Source organism: Pseudomonas fluorescens, from assembly GCF_001648775.1.
Lineage (GTDB): Bacteria > Pseudomonadota > Gammaproteobacteria > Pseudomonadales > Pseudomonadaceae > Aquipseudomonas > Aquipseudomonas fluorescens_M.
In genome coordinates this window covers 1-16297 of sequence record NZ_LVEJ01000019.1, presented here as the reverse complement: position 1 = coordinate 16297, position 16297 = coordinate 1, and the positions used below count along the sequence as shown (strand labels likewise).

Annotated in this window: 16 protein-coding genes; 8 read left to right on the top strand and 8 right to left on the bottom strand. The window is 58.1% G+C overall.

The window, feature by feature from the left end; genetic code table 11:
• The first annotated feature begins 213 nt into the window (after window positions 1-213).
• A complete protein-coding gene (locus tag A8O26_RS17980; protein ID WP_064119180.1) occupies window positions 214-882 on the top strand; it encodes a polysaccharide lyase family 7 protein in 669 nt (222 codons plus the stop codon).
• A gap of 174 nt (window positions 883-1056) precedes the next feature.
• Here the strand turns inward: A8O26_RS17980 and A8O26_RS17975 are convergent, their stop codons facing one another.
• Entirely contained in the window at window positions 1057-1317 is a 261-nt protein-coding gene (locus tag A8O26_RS17975) for a hypothetical protein (RefSeq protein ID WP_064119179.1), read from the bottom strand.
• Between the two features lie 531 nt (window positions 1318-1848).
• Here A8O26_RS17975 and A8O26_RS17970 point away from each other — a divergent pair.
• Window positions 1849-2211, top strand: a complete 363-nt coding sequence (locus A8O26_RS17970; protein WP_064119178.1) for a DUF6124 family protein — start codon at window positions 1849-1851, stop codon at window positions 2209-2211.
• A gap of 506 nt (window positions 2212-2717) precedes the next feature.
• Window positions 2718-3071, top strand: a complete 354-nt coding sequence (locus A8O26_RS17965; RefSeq protein WP_064119177.1) for a hypothetical protein — start codon at window positions 2718-2720, stop codon at window positions 3069-3071.
• A gap of 59 nt (window positions 3072-3130) precedes the next feature.
• On the opposite strand, the gene fba is transcribed toward A8O26_RS17965, so the two are convergent.
• The 6 genes from fba to tkt form a co-directional block, all read right to left on the bottom strand.
• Window positions 3131-4195: a class II fructose-bisphosphate aldolase gene (fba, locus tag A8O26_RS17960; protein ID WP_007913760.1), complete on the bottom strand. Its 1065-nt coding sequence runs from the start codon at window positions 4193-4195 to the stop codon at window positions 3131-3133.
• Between the two features lie 271 nt (window positions 4196-4466).
• Window positions 4467-4799 (bottom strand): MliC family protein, encoded by a 333-nt coding sequence (locus A8O26_RS17955; protein WP_008081029.1) that lies wholly within the window; start codon window positions 4797-4799, stop codon window positions 4467-4469.
• A gap of 57 nt (window positions 4800-4856) precedes the next feature.
• Window positions 4857-5078: a hypothetical protein gene (locus tag A8O26_RS17950; protein WP_064119176.1), complete on the bottom strand. Its 222-nt coding sequence runs from the start codon at window positions 5076-5078 to the stop codon at window positions 4857-4859.
• 34 nt (window positions 5079-5112) lie between these two features.
• Window positions 5113-6276: a phosphoglycerate kinase gene (locus A8O26_RS17945; protein WP_064119175.1), complete on the bottom strand. Its 1164-nt coding sequence runs from the start codon at window positions 6274-6276 to the stop codon at window positions 5113-5115.
• Between the two features lie 12 nt (window positions 6277-6288).
• Window positions 6289-7341, bottom strand: a complete 1053-nt coding sequence (gene epd / locus A8O26_RS17940) for an erythrose-4-phosphate dehydrogenase (RefSeq protein ID WP_064119174.1) — start codon at window positions 7339-7341, stop codon at window positions 6289-6291.
• A gap of 150 nt (window positions 7342-7491) precedes the next feature.
• Window positions 7492-9489 (bottom strand): transketolase, encoded by a 1998-nt coding sequence (gene tkt / locus A8O26_RS17935; protein ID WP_016987233.1) that lies wholly within the window; start codon window positions 9487-9489, stop codon window positions 7492-7494.
• Window positions 9490-9747: 258 nt separating this feature from the next.
• Here tkt and A8O26_RS17930 point away from each other — a divergent pair, with 258 nt between their 5' ends.
• The 4 genes from A8O26_RS17930 (at window position 9748) to A8O26_RS17915 (ending at window position 14359) form a co-directional block, all read left to right on the top strand.
• The gene (locus tag A8O26_RS17930) at window positions 9748-10743 is read left to right on the top strand and encodes an ArsR/SmtB family transcription factor (RefSeq protein WP_064119173.1); all 996 of its coding nucleotides are present in this window, start codon (window positions 9748-9750) and stop codon (window positions 10741-10743) included.
• A gap of 18 nt (window positions 10744-10761) precedes the next feature.
• Window positions 10762-11952 (top strand): methionine adenosyltransferase, encoded by a 1191-nt coding sequence (gene metK / locus A8O26_RS17925; protein ID WP_008081040.1) that lies wholly within the window; start codon window positions 10762-10764, stop codon window positions 11950-11952.
• A gap of 237 nt (window positions 11953-12189) precedes the next feature.
• Window positions 12190-13866: an NAD-dependent DNA ligase LigB gene (gene ligB / locus A8O26_RS17920; protein WP_064119172.1), complete on the top strand. Its 1677-nt coding sequence runs from the start codon at window positions 12190-12192 to the stop codon at window positions 13864-13866.
• A 97-nt stretch (window positions 13867-13963) separates the two neighbouring features.
• Entirely contained in the window at window positions 13964-14359 is a 396-nt protein-coding gene (locus tag A8O26_RS17915; protein ID WP_064119171.1) for a DUF1090 domain-containing protein, read from the top strand.
• 132 nt (window positions 14360-14491) lie between these two features.
• Here the strand turns inward: A8O26_RS17915 and A8O26_RS17910 are convergent, their stop codons facing one another.
• On the bottom strand, window positions 14492-14941 hold the full coding sequence (locus A8O26_RS17910) for a c-type cytochrome (protein ID WP_064119170.1): 450 nt from the start codon (window positions 14939-14941) through the stop codon (window positions 14492-14494).
• Window positions 14942-15069: 128 nt separating this feature from the next.
• Between A8O26_RS17910 and mltA the strand changes: the two genes are divergently transcribed.
• Entirely contained in the window at window positions 15070-16248 is a 1179-nt protein-coding gene (mltA, locus tag A8O26_RS17905; RefSeq protein WP_064119169.1) for a murein transglycosylase A, read from the top strand.
• Window positions 16249-16297: the final 49 nt, after the last annotated feature.

Genomic DNA, 16297 nt, shown 5'->3' with positions numbered 1-16297 from the left:
TCATTTAACCAAAGCGTGAATTTGCCGACTAACGGTCACCGCTGAAGCCCCCGGAAACCGGCAGAGATGGCATTTCGACAGGATGTTGACGTCAATCATCTGCCAAACGGGCATTAACAAAAAATCCCTCTACGCTTATAAAGGCCGCCCCAAAACGTGCGGGCTAGAGCTTCTGGCACGTGCGTGCAGTGAAACTTGAGTGGAAGAACCGACATGATCGATCTCGCAACCTGGAACCTCAGCGTTCCCGTTGGCAGCCCGCCATACACCGTCGAAACCTCAAAACTGGTGAACGGCTTCAAAGATCAGTACTTCCATTCCGACACCGGCACCTTGTTCTTCTGGTCACCGGTTACCGGGTCAAAAACCGAAAACGCCATCTACCCACGCACCGAACTGCGCGAAACCTACAGCAACGGCACCCTGCGCAACTGGTACTACCCGGACGCCGACAACTTGCTGCGCGCGACCGTCACGGTGAACAAAGTACCGAGCTCCGGCAAGATCGTCATCGGCCAGATCCACGCTTATGAAAGCCAGAAGCCGATGGTCAAACTTGAATATCAGTACAAGACAAAAACCGAAACCGGCAACCTCGTGATCAAGGTGCGCATGCATCCGGACGAGGATGAAAGCCGCGTCATCACCCTGGCGACCGGGATCAAACTGGATCGCGAATTCAACTACCTCATCCACTTAAGCCCCGGCGGCGCACTCGGCATCAGCGCGGCGGGTTATCAGTGGGACAGCCAGATCAGCGCGACCTGGCGGAACAAGCCGTTGTACTTCAAGGCTGGGGTTTATGTGCAGGACAATACCGGGTACACGAGTGAAGGTGGGCAAGTGACCTTCTCCAAACTCGACATCGATCACGACAAATAGTGATATCAACCAATCAAACGCAAAAAAACCCGCCGTTGGGCGGGTTAATTTTCTAAGTGAAAAGATATGACTCAACGCGAAAATAAAATCACTTAACACACTCGCCAACCAATATATTGCGAGTCAAGTAAAGGACTTGCATCACGATTGAGATCAACATTGTGTCGACGTTTACTAATACTTGCCCTTCCCAGCTGCAACAGCTGCCTTAATCGCATTGGCATTCGCTGCTCCGCCTCTTTGTTGAATTGCAATTTCAACCTTCTCAAAACTAGCAATCTTTTGATAAGGGACTGTTTGTTTTGGATCCGCCCCTAGCCCAATCAACAGAGAGGTTGGATCATTCTCTTCCACGACCCCCTCTATCTCTACGCCAGAATTACTGATGACTTTATATCGTGCACCAAATGTGAAGCTTGCTGCGCTGATACTCATGGCCGTACTCCTTTACGATATTGAAGAGACTCTATCTTCAACTATAAACAACCCCAAGACACCTGTAATTTCTGACAGTTTTTTATACGATTTTGGAATTATCCAACTTCTAAATTGGCCGGTGAATTGCAGAACTCTGTACACAAAAGATAACAAACGCACTGTGGACCCGACGGTCTGCATTCAACAACGTTGTTTAAGCCACCCAGCGGTTACTTCCGGATGCCTACAACACCTTGCGTCGTTGCCTACGGGTACGCCAGAATCCGCCGGCTTGTGCGCCTGGCGGGCCATCGGTAACTTGATTCGCGTCACTGATTTCCAGTGATCGGGTTTAGTAGCCCGTGGTTACGCGAAGCGTATGTGCATCCGTTCAGTCAGGTATTTCTACGCCTGCGCTTGATGGTAGCTGTACGCAGGGCGCCTTCGGGTGCGCCGGTCGCGTCTCCCCGGTCTACTAACCTGCGTTCAGCTGCCACCCTCTTCGTTTAGTAGCGATCCGGTGTCGGCTCCATTTACCGGAGACGAAACATGATCAAATCAACGCCACACCCGCCAGAAACAGATCCCGCATCCCCCTACGAATCCCTCGACTCAAAAAAACTCCACGACGCCGCCGAACGCGCCCTCGACCATTACCTAAAACCTTCCGCCTTCATCATGGCCAGCACGCATCAACCCGAGCCCATGTACCTCGCCAACCCGAAGTACAACACCGAATCCCTGCTGGCCAACGCCAGCGAAACCCTGGGTTCAGCCAGCGAAATGCTCAACAACTTCGCCGCCATGCTGGACACTTCACACCGCAAGACCGCGCTAGGCATCGCGCAGGTGGTCATGCTCGGTGAACTGGCGGTGAATCAGGCACTGGATCATGTCGAACTAAAGAAATAGCCGCCCACAAAAAAACCCGCCTCATGGCGGGTTTCTTGAACCAAATGGACTAAATGTTCCCCATACGCAACACATCAAAATGTGACGGTAGCGCAACATGGATACCCTCTTTCAATCATCCGTCTCGGTATTCAATTACGCGAAAAACTTGTAAGTCGTGGCCTGACGCAGGCACAGCTTGCCGATCTAGCGGGACTGACACGACACAGGCGAATAAAGGGAACGGAATCTTGATAAATAAATCCGTCCTTTTTTAACAACTTACGCAATCGAATTCGCTCGAACTGATAAAAACAAGTAGAACAAACCTATTTAAATCACCCACACATATATCGAACTTACGAAATACTCGACCAAAGCATCGCGAATTAATATAAAAAACTGTCATTTCTATCAGGTTACAAAAAACAGCCTTCAATCTAACCTCATCAACGTGATACGAAAAAATCAACTTCGGACTGACATTTAGCCCGAGTCTTAAATATCGCGAACACAGGACAAACATAATGGTTACTTACAACGGCGCCGTCTCTGATCCAGGTGAAAGCAATTGCTTAAAACTTACATTTGACGAACTGAGCCCACAAAATGGACAGTTAAAAAATGGCAAAATGCAATATTACGGACTTAATTTCACCGTCACCGGTACCTATACCGCGAAGAATTCAAGGTCCTTTAATCTTCAAGCAAAAGCAAAAGCCTCAGATGGAGATGAATATGGACATGGTGACAGTACACTCACCATCACTTTGAAATCGGCCGACGCCAACGATGAGAAGTTGAACGGTACGGTCACGGTTAACGCAGGTGGGGATAATGTGGGTAAAACGTATAATTTTAAAGCCGACAAAGTGAAATAACAAAGAATAAAAAACCCGCCTTATGGCGGGTTTTTTATAACGCAGTTGAGACCAAACACTTAGTTTACCTTAGCGTTCAACTCACCCTTCAGATAACGCTGGTACATCGCTTCCAGCGAGATCGGTTTGATCTTCGAAGCATTACCCGCAGTACCGAACGCCTCATAACGAGCGATACAAACATCACGCATTGCGGTCACGGTGGCGCCGAAGAATTTACGTGGGTCGAATTCGCTCGGGTTGGTGGCCATCAGGCGACGCATCGCACCAGTGGATGCCAGACGCAGGTCGGTGTCGATGTTGACTTTGCGTACGCCGTATTTGATGCCTTCGACGATTTCTTCAACCGGTACGCCGTAGGTTTCTTTGATGTCGCCGCCGTACTGGTTGATGATCGCCAGCCACTCTTGTGGCACCGAGGACGAACCGTGCATCACCAGGTGGGTGTTCGGGATGCGCTTGTGGATTTCCTTGATGCGGTCGATCGCCAACACGTCACCGGTAGGTGGCTTGGTGAACTTGTAGGCGCCGTGGCTGGTGCCGATGGCGATGGCCAGGGCATCAACCTGGGTCCGCTTGACGAAGTCAGCGGCTTCTTCCGGATCGGTCAGCATTTGGCTGTGATCCAGAACGCCTTCGGCGCCGATGCCGTCTTCTTCACCGGCCATGCCGGTTTCCAGCGAACCCAGGCAGCCCAGCTCGCCTTCTACCGAAACGCCGCAGGCGTGCGCCATGGCCACGGTTTGTTGGGTAACGCGGACGTTGTAGTCGTAGTCGGTCGGGGTCTTGCCGTCTTCGCCCAGCGAGCCGTCCATCATCACCGAGCTGAAGCCCAGTTGAATCGAACGCTGGCAGACGTCAGGGCTGGTGCCGTGGTCCTGGTGCATGCACACCGGGATGTGCGGGAATTCTTCGATCGCGGCCAGGATCAGGTGACGCAGGAAAGGCGCGCCGGCGTATTTGCGAGCGCCGGCCGAAGCCTGAACGATCACCGGGGAGTCAGTCTTGTCAGCGGCTTCCATGATGGCGCGCATCTGCTCAAGGTTGTTGACGTTGAAAGCTGGAACGCCGTAGCCGAATTCGGCTGCGTGGTCCAACATCTGGCGCATGCTGATAAGTGCCATTGTGTGTGTCTCTCCCGGTTGAGGGTCGTTAATCGTGCCAGCCTGCCGGAGCGGCGGCGGCTATTCAAGTGATTGCAGATCGGGGGTTGAGGCCCGGTCTGGTGATTCGATAAAGCAAAATCCTGAGAGCTACACAGACCTCCTGTGGGAGCGAGCTTGCTCGCGAATGCATTTCAACAGTCAACATTGATGCAAGCTGATCCACCGCTTTCGCGAGCAAGCTCGCTCCCACAGTTGGATCTGTTTCCACATTGGGCCTGCGGTGTTGCAATTATTCAGCTTTGCAGCCGCGGCCGATCAGGTCATTGGTGGCGACCCAGTACACCAGGCCTTCCTCACCTTTGACGTGAAACGCCAGCATGCCGTCGCTGTACAGCGTGCCCGAGGCGCCCGGCTCTTCTTTCAGGCGATAGACCTGATCACCGCCACCCAGTCGAACGTCGACTTCCTTCTGGCCGGCATCGGCGTAACGCCACAGCACTTTGGCCTGGCTGTCGCAGGTCCAGGTCGTCCAGTTATCCGCCGGGGCAGACGACTGAAACAGGTTCAACTGCGCGCAACCGCCCAACAATGCCAACGCCGCAATGGCGATCAAGCCTTTCATCCGTGTTCCTCGACTGACGGCGCACGCCGCCAGCCCTGAGTTAAAGAGTCAGACCCGTCAAGGACAACCATGTTCCTTGGCCGGGGTTTGCGTCTCGTATTTCTCCAGGCCGTCCGGCCCCGAGCGCTTGTTCAGCACCGGGTTGGTTTCGGCCTGCCAGTCGGCCTGGTAACAGCCCTTCTGCGACTCGCTCGGCGCCGGCGTGGCTTCGGCCTTCGGGTTACTCCCGCAGGCCGCCAGCGTACCGGTCAGCAACAACAGCGCTAACGACTTGACCATGTAAACACTCCTTTGCCTGGCCAAACGGGCGGCCTCAGGCCTTGGCCCGGCTTTCCAGGACTTCAACGGCTGGCAGCACTTTGCCTTCGACGAATTCGAGGAACGCGCCACCACCGGTGGAAATGTAGGAGATTTGCTCAGCCACGCCATATTTATCGATCGCAGCCAGAGTGTCGCCACCGCCAGCGATGGAGAACGCCGAGCTTTCAGCGATGGCCTGAGCCAGCACTTTGGTGCCGTTACCGAACTGATCGAACTCGAACACGCCGACCGGACCGTTCCACAGAATGGTTTTCGACGATTTCAGCAGTTCAGCGAAGTTGGCTGCGGTTTGCGGGCCGATGTCCAGAATCATGTCGTCAGCAGCAACGTCAGCGATCAGCTTGACGGTGGCTTCAGCGCTTTCGGCGAATTCTTTGGCGACTACTACGTCGACCGGCAGCGGCACGCTGACTTTGGCAGCGATGGCGCGCGCGGTGTCGAGCAGGTCTGGTTCGTACAGCGACTTGCCAACCGGGTGACCGGCTGCCGCGAGGAAAGTGTTGGCGATGCCGCCGCCGACGATCAGTTGATCGCAGATCTGGCTCAGGCTGTTCAGTACGTCGAGTTTGGTCGAGACCTTGGAGCCGGCAACAATGGCCGCCATTGGTTGTGCCGGTGCGCCCAAAGCCTTGCCCAGTGCATCCAGTTCAGCAGCCAGCAACGGGCCAGCAGCGGCGACTTTGGCGAACTTGGCCACGCCGTGGGTCGAACCTTCGGCGCGGTGAGCGGTGCCGAAAGCGTCCATCACGAACACGTCGCACAGGGCGGCGTATTGCTGGGCCAGTTCGTCAGCGTTCTTTTTCTCGCCTTTGTTGAAGCGCACGTTTTCGAACAGCACGATGTCGCCGGCCTTGACGTCAACGCCGCCCAGGTAATCAGCGACCAGCGGCACTTCACGGCCCAGCGCCTTGCTCAGGTAGTCAGCGACAGGCTTGAGGCTGTTCTCGGCAGAGAACTCGCCTTCGGTCGGACGGCCAAGGTGCGAGCAAACCATCACGGCCGCGCCTTTTTCCAGGGCCAGCTTGATGGTCGGCAGCGAAGCCAGGATACGCGCATCGCTGGTGACAACACCGTCCTTGACTGGGACGTTGAGGTCTTCGCGGATCAATACGCGCTTACCTTGCAGATCGAGGTCGGACATCTTCAACACGGTCATGGGTCGCACTTCCTACGGTTTTTTTGAAGTTGCTGTTTGCAGATAGTGTTCTGCAACGTCCAGCATTCGGTTGGCAAAACCCCATTCGTTGTCGAACCAGGCCAGGATGTTCACCAGCTTGGGGCCGGAAACACGGGTCTGACTGGCATCGACGATGGCCGAATGTGGGTCATGGTTGAAATCACAACTGGCGTGCGGCAGCTCGGTGTAGGCCAGCAGGCCTTTGAGCGGGCCATGGGTGGCGGCCTCGCGCAGGATCCGGTTGACCTCATTGGCGTCGGTCGCGGTGGCGGTCTGCATCGTGATGTCGAGGCAGGACACGTTGACCGTCGGCACGCGTACGGCTTTGGCCTGAATTCGCCCGGCAAGTTCCGGCAGCAGGCGCTCGATACCACGCGCCAGACCAGTGGACACCGGGATCACCGACTGGAACGCCGAACGGGTGCGGCGCAGGTCTTCGTGGTGATAGGCGTCGATCACCGGCTGATCGTTCATTGCCGAGTGAATGGTGGTGATCGACACGTAATCGAGGCCAATGGCCTTGTCGAGCAGGCGTAACAACGGCACGCCGCAGTTGGTGGTGCAGGAGGCGTTGGACACCAGCAGTTCGTCGCCGGTCAGGCAATCCTGATTGACGCCGTAAACGATGGTGGCGTCGACATCCGCCTCGCTGGCCATCGGCTGCGAGAACAATACGCGCGGCGCGCCGGCGTTAAGGAAACGCTGGCCGTCTTCACGGGTGTTGTAGGCACCGGAACATTCGAGCACCAGATCGACGCCCAGCGACGCCCAATCGATGCCTTCGGGGGTGGCACTGCGCAGGACCTTCACGCAGTCGCCATTAATATGCAGACAATCGCCTTCTACTCGCACTTCGCCCGGAAAACGGCCGTGGGTGGAGTCGAAGCGTGTCAGGTATTCGATGCTGGCCATGTCCGCCAGATCGTTGATCGCGACAATTTCAAACCCGGCTTTTTCGCCTCGCTCAAACAACGCACGCAAGACGCAACGACCAATCCGGCCGTAGCCGTTGAGTGCAACTTTGAAGGGACGCGGTTGAGGCATGGGGTTCTCGATTACCGTGGGGAATCAGTCAGTGCGATGTTGCCTGAACCAACGCTTTCGCGAGCAGGCTCGCTCCCACAGGGAAATGCATTCCAATGTGGGAGCGAGCCTGCTCGCGAAGGCGTCAGCTCAGACGACATCTTTTCCGGATCAGTCTTCCAGCAGCTCTTCAGCCTGACCCAGAATGTTTTCCAGGGTGAAGCCGAACTCTTCGAACAGTGCCGAAGCCGGAGCCGATTCGCCGTACGTGGTCATGCCGATCACGCGACCTTCCAGACCCACGTACTTGAACCAGAAGTCGGCGTGCGCCGCTTCGATCGCGATACGTGCGCTGACCTGCAACGGCAGCACGGCTTGCTTGTAACCAGCATCCTGAGCATCGAACACGCTGGTGCACGGCATGGAAACCACACGCACCTTGCGGCCCTGCTCGGTCAGTTTGTCGTAAGCCTGAACCGCCAGACCGACTTCCGAACCGGTCGAAATCAGGATCAGCTCAGGCTCGCCTGCGCAGTCCTTCAGCACGTAACCACCACGGCTGATGTCGGCAATCTGGCCGGCATCGCGTTCCTGGTGCTGCAGGTTCTGGCGCGAGAAGATCAGCGCCGATGGGCCGTCCTTACGCTCCAGTGCGTTTTTCCAGGCCACCGCCGATTCAACGGCATCGGCTGGACGCCAGGTGTCGAGGTTCGGTGTGGTACGCAGGCTGGTCAGTTGTTCGATCGGCTGGTGCGTCGGGCCGTCTTCGCCCAGACCGATAGAGTCGTGGGTGTAGACGTGGATGACTTGCTTCTTCATCAGCGCGGACATGCGCACGGCGTTGCGGGCGTATTCCATGAACATCAGGAAGGTCGCGCCGTAAGGCACCAGGCCGCCGTGCAGGGTGACGCCGTTCATGATTGCGGTCATGCCGAATTCGCGCACGCCGTAGTACATGTAGTTGCCGCTGGCATCTTCAGCGCTGACACCCTTGCAACCTTTCCACAGGGTCAGGTTGGAACCGGCCAGGTCAGCCGAACCGCCAAGCAGTTCCGGCAGCAACGGGCCGAACGCGTTCAGGGTGTTCTGGCTGGCTTTACGGCTGGCGATGGTTTCGCCTTTGGCCGCGACTTCAGCGATGTAGGCCGAGGCTTTTTCCGAGAAATCAGCTGGCAGCTCACCGCTCAGACGACGCACCAGTTCGTTGGCTTCGGTCGGGAATGCAGCGGAGTAGGCAGCGAAACGCTGATCCCACTCGGCTTCGGCCGCGCGACCTTTTTCCTTGGCATCCCACTCGGCATAGATGTCGGCCGGAATTTCGAACGGGCCGTGGTTCCAGTTCAGCGCCTGGCGAGTCAGCGCGATTTCCGCATCACCCAGCGGGGCGCCGTGGCAGTCTTCTTTGCCCTGCTTGTTCGGCGAGCCGAAACCGATGGTGGTCTTGCAGCAGATCAGGGTCGGCAGCGGGCTCTTGCGCGCGGTTTCGATGGCGGTCTTGATCTCTTCCGGGTCGTGACCGTCAACGTTGCGGATCACTTGCCAGTTGTAGGCTTCGAAACGCTTCGGGGTGTCGTCGGTGAACCAGCCTTCGACTTCGCCGTCGATGGAGATGCCGTTGTCATCGTAGAACGCAATCAGCTTGCCCAGACCCAGCGTACCGGCCAGCGAAGCGACTTCGTGGGAAATGCCTTCCATCATGCAACCATCACCCAGGAACACGTAGGTGTGGTGGTCGACGATGTTGTGGTTCGGACGGTTGAACTGCGCTGCCAGAACTTTTTCAGCCAGAGCGAAACCGACGGCGTTGGCCAGACCCTGACCCAGCGGGCCGGTGGTGGTTTCAACGCCCGGGGTGTAACCGAATTCCGGGTGGCCCGGGGTGCGGCTGTGCAGTTGACGGAACTGCTTGAGGTCTTCGATCGACAGGTCATAACCGGTCAGGTGCAGCAGCGAGTAGATCAACATCGAGCCGTGGCCGTTGGACAGCACGAAGCGGTCACGGTCAGCGAACGATGGATTGCTCGGGTTGTGCTTGAGGTAGTCGCGCCAAAGCACTTCGGCAATATCTGCCATACCCATTGGGGCACCGGGATGGCCGCTGTTGGCTTTTTGCACGGCATCCATGCTGAGGGCACGAATGGCGTTGGCACGCTCACGACGGCTAGGCATCGCTGATCTCCTGGGTGTGAATAGATTGAAACGGAAAAAAGGAGGGCATTTTCCCTCACCGGGGCGCCTCGGGGCAATGACAGATAGTCATCGGGGGGCGTTTTTCCAATGGATAGCGGCGCTTTCTGTTGGTGAAACCTTTCCGCTACTCGTTTGTAGAGTTAACCGTCTCGTGAGAAGTGCCATTTATCGAGCAATATCAAAACTTTTTGATATTGGCCTTGCGATCAATTCTCACCGTCACTAGACTGCGGCCCTATGAATTTACGCGTGCCTTCCATTCGCCATGACGATTGCGACGAGCTGGCGGCCCTGTGCAAGGCCGGCGGCGATCCGCTGCGCCTGAATGTCTTGCGCGCGCTGGCCAACGATTCGTTTGGTGTTCTGGAGCTGGCGCAGATTTTCGGCATCGGTCAGTCCGGCATGAGCCACCACCTCAAGGTACTGGCACAAGCCGACCTGGTGGCGACCCGCCGTGAAGGCAACGCGATTTTCTATCGCCGCGCCCTGCCCCACACCGAACTGTTGGGCGGCAAGTTGCACGCAGCATTGTTAGAAGAAGTCGACAACCTGACGCTGCCTGACGATGTGCAGACGCGCATTGAACAGGTGCACGGCCAACGTGCGGCGGCCAGTCAGGACTTTTTCGCCCGGGTCGCGGAGAAATTTCGCGCCCAGCAGGATTTGATCGCAGGCTTGCCGCAGTACCGCGAAAGCGTGTTGGCCCTGCTCGACAAACTGAATTTCAATGGTGCTGCCACGGCCATTGAAGTCGGCCCCGGCGATGGTGCTTTTCTGCCGGAACTGGCGCGTCGTTTCGGCACCGTAACCGCGCTGGACAACAGCCCGGCGATGCTCGAACTGGCGCGTCAGGTATGCGAACGTGAACAGCTGGCTAACGTCAGCCTGCAATTGGCCGATGCATTGAACGGCACAAGCCTTAAGGCCGATTGCGTTGTACTGAATATGGTGTTGCACCATTTCGCCGCGCCGGCCGATGCGCTCAAGCACATGGCCGACCTGCTGCAACCGGGCGGTAGTCTGCTCGTGACAGAGTTATGTAGCCACAACCAGAGTTGGGCCAGGGAGGCCTGCGGTGATCTGTGGTTGGGGTTTGAACAGGACGATTTGGCCCGTTGGGCCACCGCTGCGGGACTCGTTCCCGGGGACAGCCTCTATGTAGGCTTACGTAATGGTTTCCAGATCCAGGTCCGCCATTTTCAGCGACCGGCTGGCGACACTCACCATCGGTAAATTCAGGAAAACATCGAGATGAGCGAATACTCCCTCTTCACCTCCGAGTCCGTGTCTGAAGGACATCCGGACAAAATCGCCGACCAGATTTCCGATGCGGTGCTGGACGCCATCATTACCCAGGACAAGCACGCACGCGTTGCCGTGGAAACGCTGGTCAAGACTGGCGTGGCCATCGTTGCCGGTGAAGTCACCACCAGCGCCTGGGTCGATCTGGAAGAGATCGTGCGTAACGTGATTCTCGACATCGGCTATAACAGCTCCGACGTCGGCTTCGACGGCGCGACCTGCGGCGTGATGAACATCATCGGCAAGCAGTCCCCGGACATCAACCAGGGTGTTGACCGTGCCAAGCCTGAAGATCAGGGCGCCGGTGACCAGGGCCTGATGTTCGGCTACGCCAGCAACGAAACCGACGTGTTGATGCCAGCGCCGATCACTTTCTCGCACCAGTTGGTGCAGCGCCAGGCCGAAGCCCGTAAATCGGGTCTGCTGCCTTGGCTGCGTCCGGACGCCAAGTCGCAAGTGACTTGCCGTTACGAAGGCGGCAAGGTTGTCGGTATCGACGCCGTTGTTCTGTCGACCCAGCACAACCCTGAAGTGTCGTACAAAGACCTGCGCGAAGGCGTGATGGAGCTCATCGTCAAGCACGTGCTGCCTGCCGAACTGCTGAGCAAAGACACCCAGTTCCACATCAACCCGACCGGCCAGTTCATCATTGGCGGCCCGGTAGGTGACTGCGGTCTGACCGGTCGCAAGATTATCGTCGACAGCTACGGCGGCATGGCCCGTCACGGCGGCGGCGCGTTCTCCGGTAAAGATCCATCGAAGGTTGACCGTTCGGCGGCCTACGCTGGCCGTTACGTTGCCAAGAACATCGTCGCTGCCGGCCTGGCCGAGCGTTGCGAGATTCAGGTGTCCTACGCGATCGGCGTGGCTCAGCCTACGTCGATCTCGCTGAACACCTTCGGCACCGGCAAGATCAGCGACGACAAGATCGTCAAACTGGTGCGTGAAGTGTTCGACCTGCGTCCATACGCAATCACCACCATGCTCGACCTGCTGCACCCGATGTACCAGGAAACTGCAGCGTACGGCCACTTCGGTCGCACGCCAGAGACCAAGACCGTTGGCGAAGACACCTTCACCACGTTCACCTGGGAAAAAACCGACCGCGCCGACGCCCTGCGCGCTGCTGCGGGTCTGTAAGACTTCCCCCGCGGTACAAAAAAGCCCCGCACGGTTCGCGCCGTGCGGGGCTTTTTCATGCCTGAACTACAATTTTGAACTTGCCCCCGAACCCCTGTGGGAGCGAGCCTGCTCGCGAAGAGGCCCGCCGGACCGGCATCACTTCCCGAGCAGACACACCCCGCAAAACACCCCACCCACCGAACGCCTTTTCGTCTTCTACCCTTCAAGCATTCCCCCTGAGCAAGGACGCTCACGATGCTTGCTACTCTGCGCCTGCTGTCTGTTTTTCTCCTCGCCTGTACGACCCTCAACGCCCACGCCGATTGCCCGAAATGGCCGGCCACTCAAGCAAAAAGCGAAATCGCCGCCCTGCAAAAACAGATCGACCAATGGGACGACGCCTATCACCGCGAAGGTCGTTCACTGATTGCCGATGAGCTCTACGATCAATCGCGCACCCGCCTGAACGAATGGCGAGAGTGCTTCAAATTGCCCTCGCCAGCCGATCCCTTGCGCACGGCCTCAGGCTCGATCGCGCACCCCATCGCCCATACCGGCCTGGATAAACTGCACAAAGCCCAGGCTGTGGAAGCATGGCTACGCGACCGCCAGGATGTCTGGGTACAACCCAAAGTCGACGGCGTCGCGGTGACGCTGATTTATCGCGCAGGCGTTCTGCATCAGGCCATCAGTCGTGGTGACGGCGTTCGTGGCCAAGACTGGACGGCATCGGCACAGAAAATTGGCGCTATCCCTCAACGCCTTTCACAACCCGTGGATCTGCTGGTGCAAGGCGAACTCTACTGGCGCTTGAACGAACACGTGCAAGCTCGAGCCGGCAGCGTCAACGCCCGCGCGACCGTGGCAGGCCTGATGGGAAGAAAGTCGCTTGAGGCCGAACATGCCGCCGGCATCGGACTGTTCGTCTGGGACTGGCCGCAAGACTCCTTGGACTTGCCCGAGCGAATCGCCAGATTGGCAGCACTGGGTTTCGCCACAATCGAACCGTTCAGCCATCCCGTCAGCGACTTCGCCGAGGCGCAGAAATGGCGCGAGCACTGGTATCGCTCACCCCTGCCGTTTGCCACGGACGGCGTGGTTTTGCGCCAGAGCCAGCGTCCACCCGCCGAGCGCTGGCAGGCGCGGGCGCCGTACTGGGCGGTCGCCTGGAAATATCCGTTTGCGCAAGCGTTGGCGCAAGTGCGCAAGGTCAACTTCAAGATTGGTCGCACCGGGCGTATCACACCGGTGATCGAGTTGATCCCGGTCATGCTGGATGACCGAGAGATCAAACGGGTCAGCGCCAGCTCGTTGAAGCGCTGGCAAACGCTGGATATTCGCCCCGGTGATCAGATCGCGATCAGCCTCGCCGGCCTGACCATTCCGCGGCTCGACAGTGTCGTGCTGCGCACCAGCGAACGGGCAGACATCAATATCCCCAACGCCGAAGACTTCCACACCTTGAGTTGCTGGCAACCCACCGCCGGCTGCGAGAGCCAGTTTCTCGCACGCCTGACCTGGCTCAGTGGCAAGCAGGGTCTGGCGATGCAACATGTCGGCCGTGGCACCTGGGAGAAACTTCTCGAAACACGCCGCGTAAACAACCTGCTGGATTGGTTGACCCTCGACGCGCCAGAGCTTGCTAACATTGCCGGCTTCGGCGAGCGCAGCAGCGAACGCCTGATGAACAGTTTTAACGGTGCGCGCCAGCGGCCGTTCGCTCAATGGCTCCGGGCCTTGGGCTTGCCGCCAACCGGTCAGGCCCGACTGCCTGATTCGTGGCAGGCGCTGGCACAACGCAACACCGAACAATGGCTGGCAGAAGCCGGTATCGGCCCGGGACGCGCCGCGCAATTAAGCGCATTCTTTCGCGACCCGCAGGTACTGGCCTTGAGCGAAACCTTACATGCCGCCGGAATCGACGGTTTTTGACCACGCAATCCCGGCGCACCGGGAACCCATCGGCCGCCGAGGCGCTCCAACAGCGCAGTGCCTGAACGACCCGATTGCCTTTGCACATGGAGCTTTTATGAAATTTCTTGCACCGCTCGCCATGCTCACCCTCTGCGGCATGATGGCCGCCCCCGTAATGGCCGACGAAGACGCCCCGGGCCTGACCGGCTGCGCTGCGAAAAAGCAGGGCATCATGAACCAGATCGAACAAGCCAAGACGCGCGGCAATGCCGATCAGCAGGCAGGCCTGGAAACGGCCCTGCGTGAAGTGAACGAGCACTGCACCGACGCGGGCCTGAAGAAAGAGCGCGAAAACAAGGTGCTCGAAGCCAAGCACCAAGTGAGTCAGCGTCAGGCGGATCTCGACAAGGCCATGAAGAAAGGCGATCCGGAGAAGATCAACAAGCGCAAAGACAAACTGGCCGAGTCGCGCAAAGAACTGCAGGACGCGCTGGACGAAATCGATAAGTGATAAGCAATGCGGTGGACTTGATGCCCTTTTCGCGAGCAGGCTCGCTCCCACATTAGACGGCGTTCACCTAGACAACCCGGTCAACTGTGGGAGCGAGCCTGCTCGCGAAGGCGTCAGTTCAGACTACAAAAATCAATGATCGCGAAACTGTTTATGGCAAGCAGTGCAGGCGTCTTCAACTTTCTGCACTGCAGGCCCCAGGTTGCTGGCTTTGTACGGCTGAACCTGACTGGCGATCACCAATTCACCGGTGGCCGCTTCAAGGGTGCGGGCCATTTCCTGAAAACGCGCCTGCTGTTTCCAGACATCGTCCTTGGCGCTGGTGTGATCCTCTTCGCGAACCTGCGGGAAATGCTTCCACGGTTCATGGGACAACGCATCGAGTTTGACCGCGCCTTCGGCGAACTTCGGCCCGTCGAACGGAATGCGTCCACGCAACATGCCGCCGAGGTCTTCGCCGGTCTTGAGCATTTGCTTGAAGATCGCCTTGCGTTGACCCAGCGGGGAATTCGGGTCGACACCGCCACAGGCGGCAAGGGTCAGACAGGCCAGCAATACAACAGAAATTCTTTTAAGAGTCATGATGGCTTCAGGTCACGGAATTCGGCGGCCAGTATCCTCGCGTCACCGTCAAACACCAATAGCCCTATTAAAAATACGGGTTGTCCGAGCGCATGGAGCACGCGGGCAACCGGCACAGGAATCACTCCATGAACAGCCGTTTCAAGGCCTGGCGTCACCCGTTGATCGCAACCCTTCCGCTGCTGGCGATCCTCGCCGGCTGCACCGGTGGCGAGACTGCCAAGCCGAAAACCCACGCACTGGCCACTTATTCCAGCGCCACGTGGGAAGCACTGCCGGTTGTGTCCGACAGCGATCTGGTGGCAGGTTTCGGTTCGTGGCGCAGCGCCTGCACCCGACTCAAGGCTGATACGGTCTGGGGCCCGACCTGCGCAGCAGCGGCCACTGTGCCGCAGAGCGCCGACGAGATTCGCGCCTTCCTCAAACAAAACCTCGACGTCTACGGCCTGCGCGCTGAAAACGACAACCCCAACGGCTTGATCACCGGTTACTACGAACCGGTCTACCCCGGCAGTTTGACGCCGACAGACACGGCCAATGTGCCGGTGTACGGCGTGCCGGAAGACATGATCATCGTCTCGCTGGACAGCATTTACCCGGAACTGAAAGGCAAGCGTCTGCGCGGTCGCCTCGAAGGTCGCGTGCTCAAGCCTTACGACGACGCAGCCACCATCGAATCCAAAGGCGTCAAAGCCCCCGTGGTTGCCTACCTGACCGATCCGATGAACCTGCAATTCCTGCAAATTCAGGGTTCAGGGCGGATTCAGACCCAGGACGGCAAACAGCTGCGCATCGCTTACGCCGACCAGAACGGCCACCCGTACCGGCCGATCGGCCGCTGGCTGGTCGAGCAGGGTGAGCTGAAGAAAGAAGACGTGACCATGAACGCGATCAGCAACTGGGCAAAAGCCAACCCGGCGCGGATCCCGGAACTGCTCGGCAGCAATCCGAGCTATGTGTTCTTCACCCGCAACCCGGACAGCAACGAAGGCCCGCGCGGTTCGCTGAACGTACCGTTGACGGCGGGTTACAGCGCAGCGGTGGATCGCAAGGTGATTCCGTTGGGTAGTCTGCTGTGGCTGTCGACGACAAAACCGGATGGTACGGCCCTGGTGCGTCCGGTGGCGGCGCAGGACACCGGCGGCGCAATTGCCGGCGAGGTTCGTGCAGATCTGTTCTGGGGCACCGGGGAGGCGGCCGGGCAACTGGCCGGGGACATGAAGCAGCAAGGGCAGATCTGGATGCTCTGGCCAAAAGGCGCGGCGTTGCCGCAAGTGCCGCAGGTGGCGGATACAGAAAAGAAGTAACCCTTAGGATCTTTGTCGTCTGAACAATGGCTTTCGCGAGCAGGCTCGC

Excerpts from the sequence above, each read along its gene's own strand:
- A8O26_RS17965 (WP_064119177.1), top strand. The coding sequence starts at position 2,718 with ATGGTTACTTACAACGGCGCCGTCTCTGATCCAGGTGAAAGCAATTGC.
- A8O26_RS17970 (WP_064119178.1), top strand. The coding sequence starts at position 1,849 with ATGATCAAATCAACGCCACACCCGCCAGAAACAGATCCCGCATCCCCC.
- mltA (WP_064119169.1), top strand. The coding sequence starts at position 15,070 with ATGAACAGCCGTTTCAAGGCCTGGCGTCACCCGTTGATCGCAACCCTT.
- fba (WP_007913760.1), bottom strand. The coding sequence starts at position 4,195 with ATGGCACTTATCAGCATGCGCCAGATGTTGGACCACGCAGCCGAATTC.
- A8O26_RS17980 (WP_064119180.1), top strand. The coding sequence starts at position 214 with ATGATCGATCTCGCAACCTGGAACCTCAGCGTTCCCGTTGGCAGCCCG.
- ligB (WP_064119172.1), top strand. The coding sequence starts at position 12,190 with ATGCTTGCTACTCTGCGCCTGCTGTCTGTTTTTCTCCTCGCCTGTACG.
- A8O26_RS17975 (WP_064119179.1), bottom strand. The coding sequence starts at position 1,317 with ATGAGTATCAGCGCAGCAAGCTTCACATTTGGTGCACGATATAAAGTC.
- A8O26_RS17950 (WP_064119176.1), bottom strand. The coding sequence starts at position 5,078 with ATGGTCAAGTCGTTAGCGCTGTTGTTGCTGACCGGTACGCTGGCGGCC.
- metK (WP_008081040.1), top strand. The coding sequence starts at position 10,762 with ATGAGCGAATACTCCCTCTTCACCTCCGAGTCCGTGTCTGAAGGACAT.
- A8O26_RS17945 (WP_064119175.1), bottom strand. The coding sequence starts at position 6,276 with ATGACCGTGTTGAAGATGTCCGACCTCGATCTGCAAGGTAAGCGCGTA.
- epd (WP_064119174.1), bottom strand. The coding sequence starts at position 7,341 with ATGCCTCAACCGCGTCCCTTCAAAGTTGCACTCAACGGCTACGGCCGG.
- A8O26_RS17915 (WP_064119171.1), top strand. The coding sequence starts at position 13,964 with ATGAAATTTCTTGCACCGCTCGCCATGCTCACCCTCTGCGGCATGATG.
- tkt (WP_016987233.1), bottom strand. The coding sequence starts at position 9,489 with ATGCCTAGCCGTCGTGAGCGTGCCAACGCCATTCGTGCCCTCAGCATG.
- A8O26_RS17955 (WP_008081029.1), bottom strand. The coding sequence starts at position 4,799 with ATGAAAGGCTTGATCGCCATTGCGGCGTTGGCATTGTTGGGCGGTTGC.
- A8O26_RS17910 (WP_064119170.1), bottom strand. The coding sequence starts at position 14,941 with ATGACTCTTAAAAGAATTTCTGTTGTATTGCTGGCCTGTCTGACCCTT.
- A8O26_RS17930 (WP_064119173.1), top strand. The coding sequence starts at position 9,748 with ATGAATTTACGCGTGCCTTCCATTCGCCATGACGATTGCGACGAGCTG.